21 protein-coding genes are annotated in these 19,011 nt (G+C 53.2%); 12 read left to right on the top strand and 9 right to left on the bottom strand.

From position 1 onward, the window contains the following. Window positions 1-48: 48 nt before the first annotated feature. From EX31_RS00575 to EX31_RS00555, 5 genes are all read right to left on the bottom strand, one after another. Window positions 49-762, bottom strand: a complete 714-nt coding sequence (locus tag EX31_RS00575) for a DUF554 domain-containing protein (RefSeq protein ID WP_037032790.1) — start codon at window positions 760-762, stop codon at window positions 49-51. 39 nt (window positions 763-801) lie between these two features. Next, window positions 802-1,371: a UbiX family flavin prenyltransferase gene (locus EX31_RS00570; RefSeq protein WP_037032789.1), complete on the bottom strand. Its 570-nt coding sequence runs from the start codon at window positions 1,369-1,371 to the stop codon at window positions 802-804. Between the two features lie 59 nt (window positions 1,372-1,430). Then, entirely contained in the window at window positions 1,431-2,930 is a 1,500-nt protein-coding gene (locus EX31_RS00565; protein WP_037032787.1) for a UbiD family decarboxylase, read from the bottom strand. A gap of 247 nt (window positions 2,931-3,177) precedes the next feature. Then, complete coding sequence (locus EX31_RS00560) at window positions 3,178-4,644, bottom strand: sensor histidine kinase (RefSeq protein WP_014416645.1); 1,467 nt, start codon at window positions 4,642-4,644, stop codon at window positions 3,178-3,180. Window positions 4,645-4,647: 3 nt separating this feature from the next. Further along, entirely contained in the window at window positions 4,648-5,370 is a 723-nt protein-coding gene (locus tag EX31_RS00555; protein ID WP_013578101.1) for a response regulator transcription factor, read from the bottom strand. A 153-nt stretch (window positions 5,371-5,523) separates the two neighbouring features. Here EX31_RS00555 and EX31_RS00550 point away from each other — a divergent pair, with 153 nt between their 5' ends. The 3 genes from EX31_RS00550 to EX31_RS00540 are packed head-to-tail and all read left to right on the top strand — an operon-like array spanning window position 5,524 to window position 7,282. Further along, window positions 5,524-6,150 (top strand): cytochrome b/b6 domain-containing protein, encoded by a 627-nt coding sequence (locus EX31_RS00550; RefSeq protein ID WP_037032786.1) that lies wholly within the window; start codon window positions 5,524-5,526, stop codon window positions 6,148-6,150. 10 nt (window positions 6,151-6,160) lie between these two features. Beyond that, window positions 6,161-6,964 carry a molybdopterin-dependent oxidoreductase gene (locus EX31_RS00545; protein WP_051930968.1) on the top strand — a complete coding sequence of 268 codons (804 nt, stop codon included), beginning with the start codon at window positions 6,161-6,163 and terminating at the stop codon, window positions 6,962-6,964. A gap of 51 nt (window positions 6,965-7,015) precedes the next feature. After that, the gene (locus tag EX31_RS00540) at window positions 7,016-7,282 is read left to right on the top strand and encodes a pentapeptide MXKDX repeat protein (protein ID WP_013578098.1); all 267 of its coding nucleotides are present in this window, start codon (window positions 7,016-7,018) and stop codon (window positions 7,280-7,282) included. Window positions 7,283-7,382: 100 nt separating this feature from the next. Here the strand turns inward: EX31_RS00540 and EX31_RS00535 are convergent, their stop codons facing one another. Next, window positions 7,383-7,772 (bottom strand): hypothetical protein, encoded by a 390-nt coding sequence (locus tag EX31_RS00535; RefSeq protein ID WP_013578097.1) that lies wholly within the window; start codon window positions 7,770-7,772, stop codon window positions 7,383-7,385. A 159-nt stretch (window positions 7,773-7,931) separates the two neighbouring features. On the opposite strand from EX31_RS00535, the gene EX31_RS00530 reads away from it, so the two are divergent. Next, entirely contained in the window at window positions 7,932-8,186 is a 255-nt protein-coding gene (locus EX31_RS00530) for a ParD-like family protein (RefSeq protein WP_013578096.1), read from the top strand. Further along, window positions 8,179-8,979 (top strand): type I methionyl aminopeptidase, encoded by an 801-nt coding sequence (gene map / locus EX31_RS00525; protein ID WP_051930967.1) that lies wholly within the window; start codon window positions 8,179-8,181, stop codon window positions 8,977-8,979. Before EX31_RS00530 ends, map begins: the two co-directional genes overlap by 8 nt. Window positions 8,980-9,034: 55 nt before the next feature. Here the strand turns inward: map and EX31_RS00520 are convergent, their stop codons facing one another. The 3 genes from EX31_RS00520 to EX31_RS00510 form a co-directional block, all read right to left on the bottom strand. Further along, window positions 9,035-9,517 carry a PadR family transcriptional regulator gene (locus tag EX31_RS00520; protein WP_223509528.1) on the bottom strand — a complete coding sequence of 161 codons (483 nt, stop codon included), beginning with the start codon at window positions 9,515-9,517 and terminating at the stop codon, window positions 9,035-9,037. 2 nt (window positions 9,518-9,519) lie between these two features. Then, window positions 9,520-10,332: a siderophore-interacting protein gene (locus EX31_RS00515; protein WP_037032784.1), complete on the bottom strand. Its 813-nt coding sequence runs from the start codon at window positions 10,330-10,332 to the stop codon at window positions 9,520-9,522. 138 nt (window positions 10,333-10,470) lie between these two features. Next, window positions 10,471-11,082, bottom strand: a complete 612-nt coding sequence (locus EX31_RS00510) for a TetR/AcrR family transcriptional regulator (RefSeq protein ID WP_037032783.1) — start codon at window positions 11,080-11,082, stop codon at window positions 10,471-10,473. Between the two features lie 387 nt (window positions 11,083-11,469). Between EX31_RS00510 and EX31_RS00500 the strand changes: the two genes are divergently transcribed. The 7 genes from EX31_RS00500 to EX31_RS00470 all read left to right on the top strand — a co-directional run bounded on the left by EX31_RS00500 (window position 11,470) and on the right by EX31_RS00470 (window position 18,904). Further along, window positions 11,470-13,842: a TonB-dependent receptor domain-containing protein gene (locus tag EX31_RS00500; RefSeq protein WP_369794753.1), complete on the top strand. Its 2,373-nt coding sequence runs from the start codon at window positions 11,470-11,472 to the stop codon at window positions 13,840-13,842. A gap of 206 nt (window positions 13,843-14,048) precedes the next feature. Beyond that, a complete protein-coding gene (locus EX31_RS00495) occupies window positions 14,049-14,711 on the top strand; it encodes a DUF3313 domain-containing protein (protein WP_051930966.1) in 663 nt (220 codons plus the stop codon). 26 nt (window positions 14,712-14,737) lie between these two features. Next, window positions 14,738-15,355 carry a paraquat-inducible protein A gene (locus EX31_RS00490; RefSeq protein WP_013578089.1) on the top strand — a complete coding sequence of 206 codons (618 nt, stop codon included), beginning with the start codon at window positions 14,738-14,740 and terminating at the stop codon, window positions 15,353-15,355. Further along, complete coding sequence (locus EX31_RS00485) at window positions 15,352-15,975, top strand: paraquat-inducible protein A (protein WP_037032777.1); 624 nt, start codon at window positions 15,352-15,354, stop codon at window positions 15,973-15,975. Before EX31_RS00490 ends, EX31_RS00485 begins: the two co-directional genes overlap by 4 nt. Next, window positions 15,968-17,563: a PqiB family protein gene (locus tag EX31_RS00480; protein WP_037032776.1), complete on the top strand. Its 1,596-nt coding sequence runs from the start codon at window positions 15,968-15,970 to the stop codon at window positions 17,561-17,563. Before EX31_RS00485 ends, EX31_RS00480 begins: the two co-directional genes overlap by 8 nt. Then, the gene (locus EX31_RS00475; RefSeq protein ID WP_037032775.1) at window positions 17,560-18,141 is read left to right on the top strand and encodes a PqiC family protein; all 582 of its coding nucleotides are present in this window, start codon (window positions 17,560-17,562) and stop codon (window positions 18,139-18,141) included. The genes EX31_RS00480 and EX31_RS00475 overlap by 4 nt, the downstream gene beginning before the upstream one ends. 271 nt (window positions 18,142-18,412) lie before the next feature. Beyond that, the gene (locus EX31_RS00470; RefSeq protein WP_037032774.1) at window positions 18,413-18,904 is read left to right on the top strand and encodes a PadR family transcriptional regulator; all 492 of its coding nucleotides are present in this window, start codon (window positions 18,413-18,415) and stop codon (window positions 18,902-18,904) included. The last annotated feature ends 107 nt before the right edge of the window (window positions 18,905-19,011 follow it).

The raw sequence follows: 19,011 nt of genomic DNA, 5'->3' as shown, positions 1-19,011 counted from the left end.
AGTATACAAAAAGCCACTTCACGGGGAAGTGGCTTGTGCGGACATCCGTCAGTGGATAAGCAGGCTCCAGTAGTGGGAAATGGGCATGACCAGAATTAACGCCGGTAATAAATTTCCTACTGCGATAGATTTAATTCCGCTGATGCGAAAACCGGCCGCCAGCATAATAAAACCGCCTGCTGCGGTGAAATCACCCATCATTTCAGCATTGGTCAGCGGCAAAATAGACACCGCTGCCGAGGCGATAAGAAACTGCACAATCCACTGCGGAATAAAAATTAGTGCAACGGCATAACCCAGCACCGTAGCAAAAATCGCAGCTGTGAATAAATCCATGATGGCTTTTACGAACAGGATGTTCGGATCATGCGTCATGCCTTCGGTCATCGCCCCGATAATCCCGGTGCCACTGGCGCAAAACAGCACAATAATCGCCACGAATTTCTCGGTAAAAACGTTATGGTCCATGCCGGTATCCGGCGCAAATTTCGAAGCGATACCGCGTGCCATATTCCCAAGACGGGCAATATAGCGTTCGAGATAAAACAGTTCACCGATAGCCGCACCGAGGATCACCGATAAAATCACCACCGGCATGCTGTGCATTTTCACCAGCAGTACGACGCCGAGCGCCATTGAGCACAAACCGAAGGTCTGGGGCAGCGAGGTTCGCAAGCGCTCTGGCATTTTTACGCCAAGAAAGCCCCCTAACAGGCCGCCAAGAATAATGGCACCGCTGTTAACAATAGGTCCAATTAACATGTTAACTCCACAAATTTAAGGTATTTCGCTCTGTGCTGTTTATCGGTCTTCGCCCCAGCGCTTAATATTGCCAACATTCAGGTCAAATAAATCCAGAGCACGTGCCACGCTGTGGTGAATAATATCATCCACGCTTTCAGGTTTATGGTACAGGGCGGGAACCGGCGGGAAAATAATCCCGCCCATTTCCGTCACCGCCTGCATATTTTTCAGATGCGACAGATTCAGCGGCGTTTCTCTGACCATTAATACTAACCTGCGCCGCTCTTTTAATACGACATCTGCGGCGCGTGTCAGTAAATTACTGGTGAGTCCGTGAGCAACAGACCCCAGAGTGTTCATCGAACACGGCGCGATAATCATCCCGATGGTTTTAAAAGAGCCACTGGATACCGACGCCCCAAGATTATTAATGGAATGCACGTCATCGGCCAACCGGATCACATCCTGCCGCCCGATATCGGTTTCGAGACTACGTGTCACTTCGGCACCTTTACTGATAATCAGGTGCACGTCGATATCGATATCGCGCAATATTTCCAGTGCCTTCATTCCATACTGAAATCCCGAAGCCCCGCTGATGCCGACAATTATCCGCCTTCTCTTCATTTCACCTCTCCGCCCTTCATACTTTGCACTGCAATGCGAAGTATGAAGGGCACATAATATTAATATTTAAAATCAGGCAGGAATTTCTTCACATCGACGTCTTTAAATTTGGAACGTTCGAAATGGGCTTTCAGATGAAACGGCACTGTGCAGTCGAAAATAGTTTTGCATGACATACCTTCCTGCAAAATACCTGGGCTGTAGGCTGGATGTTGCGAAGGATCCAGCGGATGGCAACGCACACCCGGAATAGTGACGGTATCCACGTCGCCCTGATAGCGGGTTTGCATCGCCCACAGGATGTCATCGGTATCGAAAATATCCACATCTTCATCCACCAGAATCACGTGTTTCAGCTCGGAAAAGGCTGCAAACGCCAGCAGCGCGGCTTGTCTCTGACGGCCTTTATCCACCGGTGAGGATTTTTTAAATTGCAGCACCGCCAGTAACTTACCGCCACCGGAGGTGTGCGCATGCACATTCAGCACACGTCCCGGCATGGCGCGGTCGATCATATCCAGAATACTGGCTTCGGTCGGAATACCGGCCATGCTGACGTGTTCACCGCTCGGGCCAAGCGTGGTTTGCAGGATAGGATTGCGGCGATGCGTCACCGCTTTCACCTTAATCACCGGCAGCGCAGCTTTGGCTTCACCGGTATAGCCCGGGAATTCAGGCATCGCTTTGCCGGTGTTGGTGTTCTGATCTTCACGGACACGCACGTCCGGCAGCAGTTCGCCTTCAATCACGATTTCGGCGTGGGCAATGGCTTTTTCGTCGATGGAAACACAGTGCGTCAGTTCCACCGCTTTCCCGCGCAATGCACCGGCAATGCTCAGTTCGTTGAAGCCCAGCGGCGTGGTTGGTGGCTCGAAGCAGGCGGCAATCTCAATCGCCGGATCAACGCCGATGCTGATGGAAATCGGCAGCGGTTTACCCGCACGCTCGGCTTTTTCGCGGAAAGCATCAATATGGCGACCCGGGGTCAGCCACATCGACAGTTCGTCGCGGCTCTGAATGCACAGGCGGTGAATGGTAATGTCGGATTCTTTGGTTTCAGGATCAGAGGCATAGCACATGCCCATGGTGAAATACGGACCGGCATCTTCTTCGGTATTGGTCGGTGCAGGCAGCAAGGTGCGCAGGTCAAAATTCGGATCATCCGCCAGGTACGTCACTTCCTGACAGGGTGCCGTGCCGCGATCCACAACCACGGGCGCGATGGCGTTTTTCACCGAATCTTTCAGCAGGAAACCGAGTTTTTCCGGCGCACAGTTCAGCAGATAGCCCACACGTTCGCGGGTAGACATCAGACCGGTGACCACACGCACCCCCGGAAAACCTTTGATGGTGTTAAACATCATCGCCGGGCCTTTACGGGTCGGACGTTCACAGGTTCCCCCGGCACCGACATAGCGGTACACGCCGGAGAGTTCCGCATGCGGATCCACTTCCACATCGGTACTGACCATTTCGCCTGGCAGGCTTTCTAAAAATGCAATCGCAGACCGGAGGTCATGCACGTTATTATTTTGAGGGTGGCTTTCTTTCTTAGACATATTTTTATCCAGGTAAATAAATATTCCACATAATGAGAAAATTATTTTCATCGCCGGATTGAATATATATTTACTGCCGAAGATCAAAAAGTACCGTTTAAATTCACGCGCTAAACCTTTTTGGTTTATATCAAAAAAAATAATAATTATTTAACACTAATGAATACATCACAATAACTTAATGACGAAACATTACGTTATTTCCGCCACGGCATTCATACCCTGACGGAAATTAAAAATCAGGAATTTAAACAGGTACGGAAAACTGAAAACAGGCACCGTGTTTCGGTTGTTCAATCAGCCGGATATCGCTGCCGTGGAGTTGCAGAATGCGGCGCACGATCATCAGCCCCAGCCCGCCGGCACGGTGTTTATTGGTACTGAGGATTGACGGACGCACAAACAGGCTGTCTTTCAGCTCCGGCGCAATGCCCGGTCCGCTGTCTTTCAGTTGTACCATCACCTGCCCTTCCTGTTTCCACAGTTTTATTTCGATTACGCCGCCTTCCGGGGTAAAACGAATCGCATTATCCAGCAGATTGGTCAGCACCCGTTCAATCATGCCTAAATCGGCATTCACCAGCGGAATACCCGGTGTGATATCCGCCAGTAATTTTTGCCCGCGCGTTTCAGTCGCCAGTTCAAATTTCTGGAAAACATCCTGCACCAGTTCACTCAGCGAGAACGGTTCTTTCTGCGGTTTCACCACGCCATATTCCAGCCGCGCCAGTTCAAATAACTCCTGCGCCAGCCGCCCGACTTTTTTACTTTGCGTCAGGGCAATATTCAGATAACGCTGCCGGTCTTCGTTGGTCAGATGTTCAGCTTTCACCGACAAGGTTTCCAGATAGCCATGCAGGGAGGTCAGCGGCGTGCGCAGGTCATGAGAAATATTGGCGATAAATTCCCGCCGCTGTTGATCCTGCACCATCAGACTTTGCCATTGCTGGTCGATACGTTTTGCCAGCGCGACAAACGCCTGCTGTAACTGCGTGACTTCATCGCGGGCGGCACCGGCCGGTGTATCCGTTTTCGCCAGCGCCTGAATTGCGTCCATGCCGCCGGAATCGAGTTGTGCAATCTGCGCCGTGAGTTTACGCACCGGGCGCGTCACCCAACGGAACGCCAGCGCACCGGCCAGCAGGCCAAACAGTGCCACCAGCCCCATAGACCGCAGCGCCAGAGAAATCGCCGACTGATACTGCGCGTCGCTGGTCAGTGCGGTGTATTCATCACCGAGAAGCACGATATACACATAGCCTTTGGTCACACCGTCTACCTGCAACGGCGCGGCGCTGAATACCTGAGGGGTTTGCGGGTCACGCGGATTGTCGCCATATACCGGCATTTTCGCGCCGTGTAGCAGCGCATTCACCGGTGCTAAATCGATTTTCTGCTGTTGCAAGCGTCCCGGAGGCGCCGCATTGCCGACGATATTGCCGTCTTTGTCGAGCAGATACACCTCAACGCTCGGATTCACCGCCATCAGCTGATCAAACAGCGTATGGACCGCTTTCGGATCCCAGTCGCCCTGGCTGAGCAGCGGATTATTCGCCGCGATCTGCGTCGCCAGATTGGCCGACAGACGCTGGATCACCGACTGGCTGTACTGGTTGCTGGAACGCACCTGCATATAGCCGGAAAGCGCGCAGCAGGCGATCAGCAGCACCATAAACACCAGAGTCAGTCTTTGCGCCAGCGTGAGATTTTTCATGATTTACCCTTGTGACGCCTCAGAAGAGGACACGAATTTATAGCCTTTTCCCCACACGGTCAGAATCCGTTCCGGCTCGGCCGGATTGGTTTCTATCTTGATGCGCAGCCGGTTGATATGGGTGTTCACCGTATGTTCATACCCTTCGTGTTCATAGCCCCAGACCTGATTTAACAGGCTGAGTCGCGAGAACACTTTGCCGGGATTTTTGGCAAAGAAATACAACAGGTCAAACTCGCGGGGCGTCAGCTCGACAGACTGATGATTGAGCATCACGTCACGCGCAATCGGGTCGATCACCAGCCCGGAAAAGCTCAGCGTTCCGGCATCCATTTTCAGATTACGGCTCATCGCTTCCTGCCGCCGGAACAGCGCCTTGACCCGCGCCACCAGTTCCAGCATAGAGAACGGTTTCGCCAGATAATCGTCCGCCCCCAGTTCCAGCCCGAGCACGCGATGCACTTCGCTGGAACGCGCGCTGATAATAATGATCGGCGTATACCGCGTCATGTTGCGTGCGCGGCGGCAGATTTCCAGACCATCGACGCCCGGCAGCATCAGATCGAGGATCAGCGCGTCCCAGCCGCCCTTCTCCAGATGTGCCACCCCCAGATTGCCGTCGGCGGCGTGGGTAATCTCATAACCTTCATCACGCAGATGCAGGCTGAGCAGTTCTGCGATATCCCCGTCATCTTCAACGATCAGGATCTTCTTCGTCTTATCCATGTGTTATCCCAAAACGTGGCGTTTCCTAATGGTTTGAGTCTACACAAGCAACCGTCTGCGAGTTATCACATTTTATTTAACTTTGCGTGAGGTCTCGGGGAACAAATCCGCTCAATACTCGCTACCTCACAGGGCGGACAGCCGGACTTCATTATGACAATACACACGGAATTACCTCATCAGGCAAAATCCAAACCGGCCACGGTGCACCCTTTGTGGCTGCGGCTGACCCACTGGCTGAATGCGCTGGCGGTGCTGATTATGGTGACCAGCGGCTGGCAGATTTATAACGCATCACCCCTGTTTGATTTTGATTTCCCGCCAGCGGTGACACTGGGTGGCTGGCTCGGCGGTGGTATTCAGTGGCATTTCGCCGGTATGTGGTTGTTCGGTTTTAACGGTCTGTTTTATCTGCTGATGAACATTTTTACCGGCCGGATGAAACAGAAATTCTGGCCGCTGACGCCACGCGGCATCTTCAATGATTTGCGGGCTGCCCTGCGTGGCAAGCTGAAACACGACGATTTACGGCACTACAACATGGTGCAACGTGCGGCGTATGTGTTCGTGATGTTCGACGGCATCGTGCTGGTGCTTTCCGGGCTGGTGGTGTGGAAATCGGTGCAATTCCCGCTGCTGCGCGAACTGATGGGCGGCTTTGATACCGCGCGTTATGTGCATTTTCTGGCGATGGCTTCACTGGTGGGATTCGTGGTGCTGCATATCGTGATGGTGGCGCTGGTGCCGAAAACCCTGATTGCCATGATCCGCGGGCGTTAAGGAAGACATGATGAAAAACATCGTTAAAAGAACCCTCAGCCAGATTTTCAGTCCTTCCGACAGCGAAGCGATTTTACAGGAAGCGAAAAAACAGATTATTCGCGAACTGGATGCGCCCTCCCGCCGCCTGTTTTTACAACGCGGACTGACACTCGGCGGCGTGGCGATGCTGACCGGTTGCGATATCAGCGATAACGCCAGCGTGGAAAATGCGCTGGGCAAAATCTCCGGTTTCAATGACCGCGTGCAGGGCTGGCTGTTCGGTTCAACACGCCTCGCGCCGGTGTATGCCGAATCGATGATCACCCGTCCGTTTCCGTTTAACGCTTTTTACGCCGAAGACGACGCGCCACAAGTCGACGGCGACGCTTACCGCCTGAAAATCGCCGGTCTGGCACTGGATAAACGCGAATGGTCATTGCCGACGCTGTACAAAATGGCGCAGGTCAGTCAGGTGACGCGACACATTTGTGTCGAAGGCTGGAGCGCGATTGGTAAATGGGGCGGTGTGCCGTTCGGTGATTTTCTGCGCCTGATCGGGGCAGATCTCACGGCGGAATATGTCAGTTTTAAATGCGCCGACGCGTATTACACCAGTATCGATATGGCGACGGCACTGCATCCGCAAACCCTGCTGGCGCTGACCTACGACGGCCAGATTTTGCCGCGACAATACGGCTTCCCGATGAAGCTGAGAATGCCGACCAAACTCGGCTACAAGAATCCGAAACACATCGAAGTGATTGAAATTACCAATAAATTTACCGGTGGCTACTGGGAAGATCAGGGCTACAACTGGTTCGGCGGAAGCTGAACACTCTCCACAACACCCTTTGTACATCAAACCTATAGAGAAGGATTTACCATGAAAAAGTTAACCATAATGATGATGTCTGCTTGTCTGATGATGGGCGCAGTGAGCACCACCTATGCCGCTGACGCAATGGCGAAGAAAGACACCATGGGCCATATGTCAAAAGACTGCATGAAAAAAGACAGTATGAGCAAAGACACCATGGCGAAAGACAGTATGGGCAAAGACTGCATGTCGAAAGATCACATGAAGAAAGACAGCATGTCGAAAGATTCCATGTCCAAAGACGCGATGAAAAAAGAGTCCTCGGGCCAGTAAGCGCCACTAAACCCGGCCATATAGCGAAAACGCCCCCGTCTGTTCAGCGGGGGCGTTTTACTTTCTGTTAAGAGCCAATAACCCGCCCCTTAACACTTAATTATTTTGTGGCACTGGACGCCAGGCGAATCTGAATATCATTGTCGAGATTATTCACCCAATGGTTGTAACTGCGGTGAATCTCGCCTTTCCCGGCCAGCAGATTGGTGCTGCCGACATAATTAATGGTGTAGCCGCGGGTGTCATAGGTAATACGGATATCTGCTTTGTGTTCACGGTTATTCAGATGACCGTTAATCACGCCCGGTGCGCCATCCGTCATTATCCAGCCACGTTTTTGCCCTGCGTCGATAATAGCGGTTCTGATCTGACTTTCTGAATTATGGGTTGCCAGCGTGGTATGCGGCGTCGTTACCGGCTCGGTACGCGCGCAGCCAGAAAGCGCCATGACACAGACAAGGCCGATAAGTAACTTACTTGTAGATTTCATGTGAACCTTTTGGATTTAAAATTTGGGATAAGAGCTTGAAAAATCAACACAATATACGCCATTTTCCGAAAGGTGTCATGAAACTCGCCGGTTGAGTTTCGTTTTCGCTTTGCGTAGTATATAAAACATATATGATTCGTATACTGCCGAGGCAAGCCCATGGGTATCATTAAGATTTCAGAACTGATGCACGAGAATTTGCGTATTGCCAGCATGGCTTATACGCGTTCGATGAACGCACAGGCCGAGCACTGGATGAAGATTGGCATGCTGATGGAAACCCATCCTGATATGACGCACAGCCAGATTTCGCAATTGCTGGTGCAGTGCAGCATGGAATCTGAAGAAAACACCGGAAGTATCCGCACGCTGTTAAACGTGGGTGGCACACACAGGAAGGCAAGCAATGAATAATGGTTTAGACAGCAGGTATTTCGTCAACAATAACCGCATGATCAAAACGCCGGAAGGCATCGATAAAGCCCGTATCGCCGGTAAACTGGCGGCGCGCGTGTTGCATATGATCACGCCGTACGTAGTGCCAGGCGTTACGACTAACGAACTGGACCGCATCTGCCACGATTTTATCGTCAACGAATTGCAGGCGATCCCGGCCAATATCGGTTATCACGGCTATCAGAAAACCACCTGCACCTCCGTCAACCACGTGATTTGTCACGGCATTCCTTCCGATAAGGCGCTGAAAAAAGGCGACATTGTTAACATCGACGTGGCGCTGATCAAAGACGGCTGGTACGGCGATACCAGCCGTATGTATTACGCCGGTGAACCCGGCATTATGGCGCGCCGTCTGGTGGATACCACCTATGAAGCAATGATGGCCGGTATTGCAGTGGTACGTCCCGGCGCAACGCTCGGCGACGTCGGCTTTGCGATTGCTGCGGTGGCGAAACGCGAAGGGTTTTCCATTGTGGAAGAGTATTGCGGCCACGGCATCGGCATGGGCTATCACGAAGATCCGCAGGTGCTGCACTATGGCGAGCAAGGTCACGGGCTGGTATTGCAGGAAGGCATGTTATTTACCATCGAACCGATGCTCAATGCCGGTAAAAAACAAAACAAAGTCCTGCCCGATGGCTGGACCGTGGTGACTAAAGATCATTCGTTGTCCGCACAATGGGAACATATGATTGCGGTGACGAAAGATGGTTATGAAATACTGACCCCGTGGCCGGAAGATAAGTGACAATACCGGGACAGTAAAGCCTCCATCCGGAGGCTTTTTGCTTTCTGAGGTACGGCTAACTGCGCTCGATTTCTTTTGTTGCCCGGTCTAACGCATCGGTGATTTTATACAGTGTCTCCTGTCCGATGGGGCCTTTCGCCAGCCGCAGGTTAAGCGCCATGCGGATATTGTTTATCGCGCGCTGCATTTCAGGAATGCTGCGATTGTTGGATAAAATCGCCAGCGAATGCAGTTTCTCCGTCACTGAGCCGAGCAGTTCTCCCTGTTCAGCCAGCGATTGCGAACCTTCCGGTGTAATCGCATATTGCTTCTTACCGCCCTCTTCCTGGCTGGCCGAAATCAACCCCTGTTCTTCTAAAAAGGTCAGGTTCGGATAAATGATACTGGCGCTCGGCGTGTATTCACCTTTGGATAATTCTTCGATGGCCTTGATCAGCTCATAACCGTGGGCGGGACGCCGCTGCAAAAAATGCAGCATCAGCAGGCGGATATCCCCCGTTTCGAACATTCTTTCGCGGCGGTGTTTATGATTCATCATCGTTATTTATTATGCCAATAGGCCACACAACGCACCAGGTTCGCATCTAATCCACGGGTTTCCACGAAATAATCATTCAGCCCTTTGGCGAATTTCCCTTCACCGGTGACCCAGATGTAGTAATCACTTTCCGGCAGCGGCAGGCTTTTCAGTTTTTTAACTGCCGCGTCATCTTCCTGATATCCGTTGTGCCCGTCGCTGACAATCCATTCTATGTTGAAGTCTTGTTCATCATCTAAATAGCTGATGCAACTCACGTCTTTCACTTTCACCAGCACGGTGATTTTGGCGTCAGACGCCGCCTGTTTCAGCTCGCGCAGACGGCGTTTCACCGCCGGAAGGCCGGTTTCATCACAGACATACAACTGCCATTTATAGGTAGTCGGGATGATCAGTGAACCACGTGGCCCGCCGATGATCAGTTTATCGCCCGGTTTCGCACCCGCCGCCCATTCGCTGGCGACACCCCCGTCGTGAATATAGAAATCCAGCGTCAGTTCGCTGGTCTGTGCATCGTAATGCAGCGGCGTGTATTCGCGGTTCAGCGGACGCGGCCCTTCGCCCCACACGATCCCTTCTTCGGTTGCAGTGGGTGGTGTAATGACATCCCCCGGATTCGCCGGGAAAAACAGTTTGATGTGGTCATCGAAGCCGCGTGACGTAAACCCGCTCAGTTCGTCGCCGTTTAATACAATGCGTTTAAAACAGCCGGAAATCGTTTCACTGCTTTTTACCGTGATATGACGGAAAACCAGTTCGTTTTTGACACGAACCGGCAGATTTGCGGCAGGGGTTTCAGTGCGATGTTGTGCCATCACGTTCTCTCTTTTGCGGTAAGGTTTGCTGAAAGATATATCTTAGTCATGTTTTCCGCAATCCCGGAAAGTGTAAGGAAAAACAAAAAAGCCATCGCGGTGGATGGCTTCGGATTGCAGTGGCCGGAGGAAGAATGGCTAGCGCACGGCGCCGTACAGGAACATCTCGACGGCGTTTTTCACCAGTTGCTTGATCTCGATGACGTCCAGTGGCGCAGGGTCGCTCTGGTACAAACGCATATTGGTTTGCGCCGTCACCAGCGCCAGAAACTGGCGGGCGCGCAAATCGGCATCGGCATTGCCGAGTTGCCCTTTTTGCATCGCCAGCGCTAAAAATGCCGCCAGTGATTCGATGGCTTCACCCGGACCGGCATCGTGAAACAACATACCGATGTCAGAACGCCCGGCTTCGGCAATCACCATCCGGTATACCGCCAGCGCGGTACCGTCGTTGGTCAGCACCAGCAACATTCTTTCACCAAAACGGGTCAGCACCGTTTCAAGCGGCAGATCAGGCAAGGGGGCGGAAAGCCCGTCAACGGCATCGGAAAGATGCCCGGTGGCGTAGGCTTTAACCACCGCCACCAGCAGCGATTCTTTGGAGGAAAAGTAATTGTAAAGTGTGGCTTTTGATCCGCCAAGCCGCCGGGCAAGCTCGTTCATCGAAGCACGCTCGTAGCCGCACTCCTGAAATAATTCCGCCGCGGCATCCACAATCGCATCCCTTCTGGCCTCGGTACGTACTTTCATTTTCACTCCTTAACTGTACGGTACAGTTTCTATTTGTACCCACTCTAACCATGCCTTTCCGGCTTGTAAAGCCGCGCCCCCCTGGCCCGTTTCGAAAGACGAATTGCAAAGATTTCGTTAAGAATTACATTTTTTTTATCATTTTGTTGATAACAATTATCAGTATCATTATCATTCTCACGAAGCCGAAATGGGTGCGGATGTTAAATAAACCCATATTTTATAAGGATAATGGCCTTTTCACGGAAGAATTGCATGCAGATGACCAGCGCGTCTGATTTGTCGAAAGGCAGTAAATGCGAGCAGAACTTAAAAAAATTAGTCCAGGACTTATAACAAATGTTCAAATCCTTTACACAGCAGGGTTTGGTGAAAAACGTCATTTTCATGGGGACGATTCTCACCACCACCTTTAACGTAAATGCAGCGGAAGCCGTTAAAGACAATACCGATCTCACAGCAAGCAATACGCAATCTTCTGAAGCCATCAAAAAAAAACCGGCGGTGCGTACCGCGCAGGATCTGGCGCAGAACAATGAAGAAGTCATGACTGTCACCGAAACGATGCCGGATAAAAAACCAGGCTCGAAAACCACCATCACGGCGGCAGAAATGCAGCGAAAAGGCGGTAATGATTTCGGCACTATCATGCGTTATGAGCCGCTGATCACCGCGACCGGCGCGAGTGGCGGCTCCGGCAACGGCAAAAGCGGCTTCGACCGCAGCGGTTATACCGGCTATAACATCCGTGGACTGGAAAGCAACCGCGTCGGTATTGACGTCGACGGTATACCGCAGCCAAACGCTACCGGGCGCAGCTACGTCAGCCGTGCGGGCCTGAACACCTTTGGTATTGGCCGCGATTACATCGACCCGTATATTTACGGTCAGGTGGATATTGAATCCGGCGCCACATCAGCCGATCGCGCCAACACCTCCATCGGTGGTGCCGTTTCCTTCCTGCCAAAATCTGCCGACGATTACCTGCGTCCGGGCAAGGAAGTCTATTTCGGTTACCAGTCTGATTATGATTCTTCGGATCGTTCCTGGCACAACGGCATCACCGCTGCCGCCGGTGACGAAACCCTGCGGGGCCTGATCGCCATCAGCCGCCGCGACGGCCAGGAAACCAGCAACAACAGCGATACGCTCGATGCGTATCCGGCCAACTGGCACTCTGACGCCATTATGACGTCGGTCATCTGGCAGCCGAATGATGCGCATAAAATCACCGGTACCCTCGATTACTACGAGAAAGTGAACCACACCCATTACGATACCTGGAACAATGCTGGCAGCGCGATTCTGGGTACCGCACAACAGCAAAGTAACACCCGCCGCTGGGGCGCGAGCCTGAAAGATGAATGGACGCCATTCAACGATTACGTGGATGCCATCGTCTCGAAAGTGTATTACCAGTACACCCAGGCACACGACAACACCTATCTGCCAAACGAAAGTAAGCAGATGATGAACGTCTACTCAAACTATGACGTTAACACCTACGGCGCGGAGACCAGCTGGCTAAAAACGCTGGGTCGTCATGAGCTGAGTGCCGGTATCAACGGCCGCGTGTCCAACACTGAACGTCCGTTCCGCGAAAGCCCGGATCAAAGTGCTTTCACGACTATCATGCAGCCGGAAGCTAACAGCCGGACGTATATCCTCGGCGGTTTCCTGCAAGACACCATTAAGTTTGACCTCGACGGCCATAACTTCTCTGTGGTGCCTGCGGTGCGTGTCGCGTATCAGAATACCAAGGCAGAAAACCTGTCAGACTTATCCAACAGCATTGTTTCTGAAGATCAGGTTTCCACCCTGTACGGTAAAGCCAACTCCGATACACAGGCCCTGCCATCACTGGCCTTCACCTATGACATCACCCCTAAGCTGATGACTTACCTGCAGTACCAGCGCGGTGCCCAGTTCCCGGATGCCAGCCAGCTTTACGGCTCCTGGAACCTCGGTTCTAACTACGCAGGCCGTGGTCAGTACGCGCTGATCGGTAACACTAATCTGAAAACCGAAACCAGCAATAACTTTGAATGGGGCATGAAAGGCGAAGCCACGGAAGGCGTGACCTTCAAGACTTCTCTCTTCTATAACACCTACAAAAACTTCATTGCTAACACCCGTTACACCCGCGCGGGCAGTCCGGGTATGTTCACCAACGTGCCCTCCAATATTTATACGATTTATCAGGCCGAAAACCGCGATGAAGCCTTTATCTACGGTGGCGATCTGAGCACCAAAATTAACTACGGTACCTGGTTCAGCAGCGTTGATGGCCTGAGCACCACCTTCGCACTGGGTTATGCCAAGGGTGAATCGAAATCCAGCTACGATGGCGACAAATATGTTGACCTCGACAGCGTGCCGCCAATGAAGTTTGTGGCTGGCGTGGCATGGGATGCGCCATCCGGCATCTACGGCACCGCCCTGACCGCCACCTTCGTGAAAGGCAAAAAAGCCGAAGCGACTAACCGACAGAGCTACACCAATGCCGGGACGCCAATCACGGGTTCCACCACCGAATACATGAATGTGCCGGGCTACGGTATGGTGGATGCAACGGCCTACTGGAAAGTCGCGAAGAACGTGAAACTCAGCGGTGGCGTTTATAACATCACCGACCGCAAATACTGGGATTACCTGAGCAGCCGCACCCTGACCGAAACCACCAATCAGGATGAGTACAACAAAGCGCTGGCCGTGATGCCGGGTCGCAGCTTCCAGTTGGGCGTGAACGTCGATTTCTAACCGATAACGCCCGAACGGACAACATCAAAGGCGTCATGTGCAAACATGACGCCTTTTTTACGCCTTGTGACCTTCTCCTCAAAACTAAACCCACCTGTACATTTTCTTGACATGGGAATTTTATTACTCCATAAATGAACCGTACCGTACGGTTTTGAAATAAACCGAAACCGACGTCCCGTGACGATTCTTAAAAAGGTAGGAAAATGTCTGCATCCGTTTACGGCTATTCTCTGGCGGCTTTGATTTCTTTGGGTTTTCTCACCGGGTGCGCGAGTACCCAGCCTGTGCCCTACACCGGGGTCACCTCTTCTCCACAAATGAAACCTGATACCCAGGACGATTCAGGCCATATCGCATACAGCTACAACACCCCGACGGACTGGAATAAATACAGCCGCGCGATCCTCGATCCGGTGGTGATTTATCAGGGCAAGGATGCCCAGTTTGATGACGTCACGGCGGAGCAAAAACAGCAACTGGCGGCGTACATGCAGCAGCAGTTCGGCAAACGTGTCGGCGGGCGTTTCCCGCTGACCAACGCTATTACCCCCGGCACCTTACGTATCCGGCTGACGCTCACCGGCGCGCAAACCACCACCGCGTTTCTGGGCACGTTCACCCGCTTTGATCTGATGGGCGGGCCGTACAACATCGTGCAGTCAGTGCGCGGCAAACAGGGTTCATTCACCGGCTCCGTGAGTTATGCGGTGGAAATTTATGACGCCCCCTCCAATCAGTTGCTGAAGGCTTATATCGCGAAGCAATACCCGAACTCGCTGAACATTGGCGCGACCTGGGGTGCGCTGAGTGCGGCCGAAACCGGGCTGGATAAAGGCGCGGAACAGTTGCAGGCACAGCTGAAATAAGTGACGGCAGGACACAGGACATCACCATGAAAATCTATCCGCAGCAGGTGGTTTGCAAACATTGCGACAGTCTGTATACCCGAAAACCTGTGCGGTCCGGCGAGGCCGCACATTGCCAGCGTTGCCGTGCCGTACTGTATCGGGGAAGCTGGCTGAGTCTGGAACAATGGTTTGCGCTGACGGTCACCGCCGCGCTGTTTTTCATTATCGCCAATGCCTTTCCGGTGCTGGAAATTCAGTTTCATGGTCAGGTGCAGGCGGCAACGTTGTGGCAAACCGCGATGGCGCTGGCGTACAGCTACGCATCGCCACTGGCCATTCCGCTGGCCATGCTGATCATCGTCTGTCCGTGTCTGCAAATTCTCTTATTGGGTTGGGTGTTATGGCACGCCTGCCGGAAAAAAGCCGCGCCGGGGCTCGCTTCTGCGATGCGTTTACTGGCCGGGCTGGCACCCTGGAGCATGGCGGAAGTGGCGTTGCTGAGCATTCTTATCGCCGCCATCAAACTCTCGGGGCTGGTGCAAATCACCCCCGGCCCCGGCACATGGGCGCTGCTCGGATTGTGCCTGTTATTACCGGTGATCAACCATCAGGATTTCCACCCGCTGTGGAGCCTCAAAACGCTGAAAGGCCAGCGCGAATGACGCCGGTTCCGCACGCATTAACGCAGGGCATCGTGCGCTGTCATGTCTGCGGACTGGCCTGCGAACAGGTGCCTGGCGTGCGGGCGTTGCCGTGTCCGCGCTGCCATGCGCCGCTGCATCCGCGATTGCCGGACAGCCTCAGCCAGTCATGGGCATTGCTGCTCACCGGGCTGTTGCTGTATCTGCCCGCCAATTTACTGCCGGTGATGTACAACAGTTTTGCCGGTCGCGGCAGTGAAAGCACCATTCTGGGCGGTATTGCCGGGTTCTGGAATGCCGGTGATTACATCATCGCAGCGATCATTTTTACCGCCAGCATTGTCGTGCCGTGTGCCAAGTTCCTGATCCTCGGCGGGCTGCTGATCGCCGTACAACGACGTCCCGCTTCCGGTCAGCTTCGTCGCTCACGCCTGTTCCGCCTGACGGAACATATCGGTTACTGGTCGATGCTCGATGTGATGGTGGTCGCGCTGATCGCAGCGCTGGTGCAGTTCCCCGGCCTCAGCACTGCCGAACCGCGCATCGGTATTGTTTTTTTTGGCGCAGTGGTGATCTTCACCCTGCTGGCTGCCCTGAAGTTCGACCCGCGTTTGCTCTGGGAAAATCAGAATAATGACTGAACACGCTTCACCCCCGCCGGACATTGTCCCGCGCCGTTTTCGCCCCTCGCTGATCTGGCTGGTGCCCGCCATAGCGGCATCAGTGGGTTTGTTTTTGCTGTTACAGGTCTGGGCGGATACCGGCCCGGAAATCTCCATTACTTTTCAGACCGCCAGCGGATTAGAAGCCGGTAAAACCGAAGTGAAATACAAAGACGTCACGGTCGGGCGGGTGAAATCGATTTCGCTCAGCCCCGACAGCCGCCGCGTGCTGGTCACCGTTTCACTGATGAAAAACGCCGAAAATCTGCCCAGAGAAGACACCCGTTTTTGGGTCGTGCGTCCGCGCATCGGCATGGGCGGCGTATCGGGTATCGATACCCTGCTTTCCGGCGCGTATATCAGCCTTGATACCGGCACATCGCAGAAATCCGGCAGTGACTTTCAGGGGCTGGAATCGCCCCCGGCGGTGATCAACGGTATGCCCGGCAAACAGTTTGAAGTGGTGGCCGACGATCTGGGTTCACTGGATATCGGTTCGGCGGTGTATTACCGCCGCGTGCCGGTCGGGCGGGTCTCTTCCTATGCGCTGCGCCCTGACGGCAAAGGCGTCAGCCTGAACGTATTTATCGATGCGCCGTATGACCGGTTCGTCACTTCCGCCACCCGTTTCTGGAATGCCAGCGGCGTGGATTTATCGCTCGATTCTGAAGGTTTGCAGATCAAAACACAGACCATGGCATCGGTGATTGCCGGGGGCATCGCGTTTGCCAATCCACCTGACGACAGCACGGCAAAACCGGCAGCCAGCCACCGCGTATATACGCTGGCAGACGATCAGGCCTCGGCAATGACCCCGCCGGACGGCACGCCGCAGGTGTTGCAGTTGCGCTTCCAGCAGTCGCTGCGCGGCATGAAAACCGGCGCGCCGGTGGAGTTTTCCAGCGTGAAGCTCGGGAAAGTCACGGCGATTGAGCTCGATTACGACCCTGCCGCTTCACGGTTTATCTCGGTGGTGACGATTGAGGTGTATCCGAACCGCTTAGGGCATGTGCAGGAGAAACTGCCCAAACCTGAAAAAGACGGCCAGCAGCAGGCTGCCACGTTCCTGCGCGACATGGTGAAACACGGACTGCGGGCGCAGGCGCGCACCGGCAATCTGCTCACCGGACAGTTGTATATCTCGCTCGATTTTGTGCCTTCGGCGCTGCCGGTGTCTTTTGATATGACTGCGCGTCCGTTGCAGATCCCGACACTCAATGGCGGCTTTGATCATCTGCAGGAACAGCTCGCGACACTGATTGGCAAGTTATCGACAATGCCCATTGAGTCGATTGGCAGCAATCTGAATGCCACACTGGGCAACCTCAATCAGACGTTGATTCAGGTGAACCGTCAGGTTCTGCCACAAACCACGCAAACCCTGCGCCAGTTCGATCAGACGATGGGCAGCGCACAAACCCTGCTGGCGGCGGACTCCCCGCTGTTGCAAACGCTGGCCGAATTCCAGCGAACATTATATTCCCTGCGCACCCTCACCGGCCTGCTCACGCGCCAGCCACAGGCGCTGATCGCTGGCAGAAACAGTGAAAATAAGGAGCAACCATGAATGTCATCCGCGTGATAACCGGGGTTTGCCTCCTGCTGGGGTTAAGCGGTTGCGCCTCTCCTGCGCCTCATTATTACACCCTGATCACACCAGCGGAGAATGCGCCGTCTGCGATACCACCGGCTGCATTTGTGCTGCGCGTACAACCGGTGACCGTGCCTGAACAGCTTAATCAGCCGCAACTGGTGATACGTAAAAGTGACGGCGAAATCGTGATATCGGATAGCGCGTTGTGGGCCGCGCCGCTGCCGGAGGAAATACGCAGTGCGCTGTCGGCGCAGCTTGAACGCTCGCTGAATACAACAGACATCCGCGAATTGACCCCGCCGCCCGATAAACCGGTTATCACCCTGCGCGTAACCGTGCAGCAACTGGATGCCTGGCCGCAACGTCGCGCCAGCCTGACAGCCCGCTGGCAACTGCGTTTTGGCGCAGATGAAAAAATGCTGACCTGTCGCTCACAGCATCAGATTGCTGTCACGGGTGGCGTGCCGGAACTTATCACCGCGCAACAGAAACTGATTGCGGCACTGGCCGCCGATGTTTCAGATGCCATAAAAAGCCGCCACTGCCGCTGAAAACCGGACTTTTTCGCAATGCTTACACGGCAAAAATAGGTTTACGGCATCTTTCCGCCGTTTATCTCAAGATCAATCAGTTACCCCTGTTCTGAACTGTTAAGAAGTGTCAGCAACAGGGGCGAACCTGAGAGCGCCATCATGATTTAGTCATTACAAAACAACGCATTAACACTATCCTTACGTTAGTTTCCCGCTCCGTCACTGTCTTGCCCTGCAAACTTGTAAGATATATCTTGAGGTCGTCGGCAATCAGCGAAGGAGAAAAATCATGAGCAAAACCGAACCTGCTGTACGGCGTAAAAGCAAACTGTTCACCCGTCAGGAACTGGCGCTGTTTGTGTTGCATCTGATCCAGATAAACCCGGTGCATGGCTACGAAATTATCAAAACCATCGAAGGCTATTCTATGGGGGTGTACATCCCCAGCCCCGGCGTGATTTACCCGATCCTGGCGCATATTGTTGACAACGGCTTTGCCACCGCCGCAGAAATAGAAGGCGGGAAAAAACAGTTTTCCATGACACCGGCCGGTTCTGAATATCTGGCGGCAAGAAGAAACGAAATCCGCGCCATAGAAGAAAAAATGAAAAAGCGCGTGATTGAAAATAACCCGCCGCCCGCACCTGAAATGATTTACGCCATTGAGAATTTAAAAATCACCGTACGGACGAAAGCCTATAACGGTGAGGTCACGCCGGAAATATATCAGCAGATGGTTAAATACATTAATGAGGTCACGAAGAAAATTCATGATTTATGATTCCTGATTTATAAACAACGGCACATCTTTAAATAATTTTAACGGGATCCTGACTGTTTTATTTCGATAAAACAGCCGGGACTCCTTTGCCTTTAATTATATTATTT

Source organism: Rahnella sp. WP5, assembly GCF_000745615.1.
Lineage (GTDB): Bacteria > Pseudomonadota > Gammaproteobacteria > Enterobacterales > Enterobacteriaceae > Rahnella > Rahnella aceris.
This window is presented reverse-complemented; position numbering and strand designations above follow the sequence as displayed.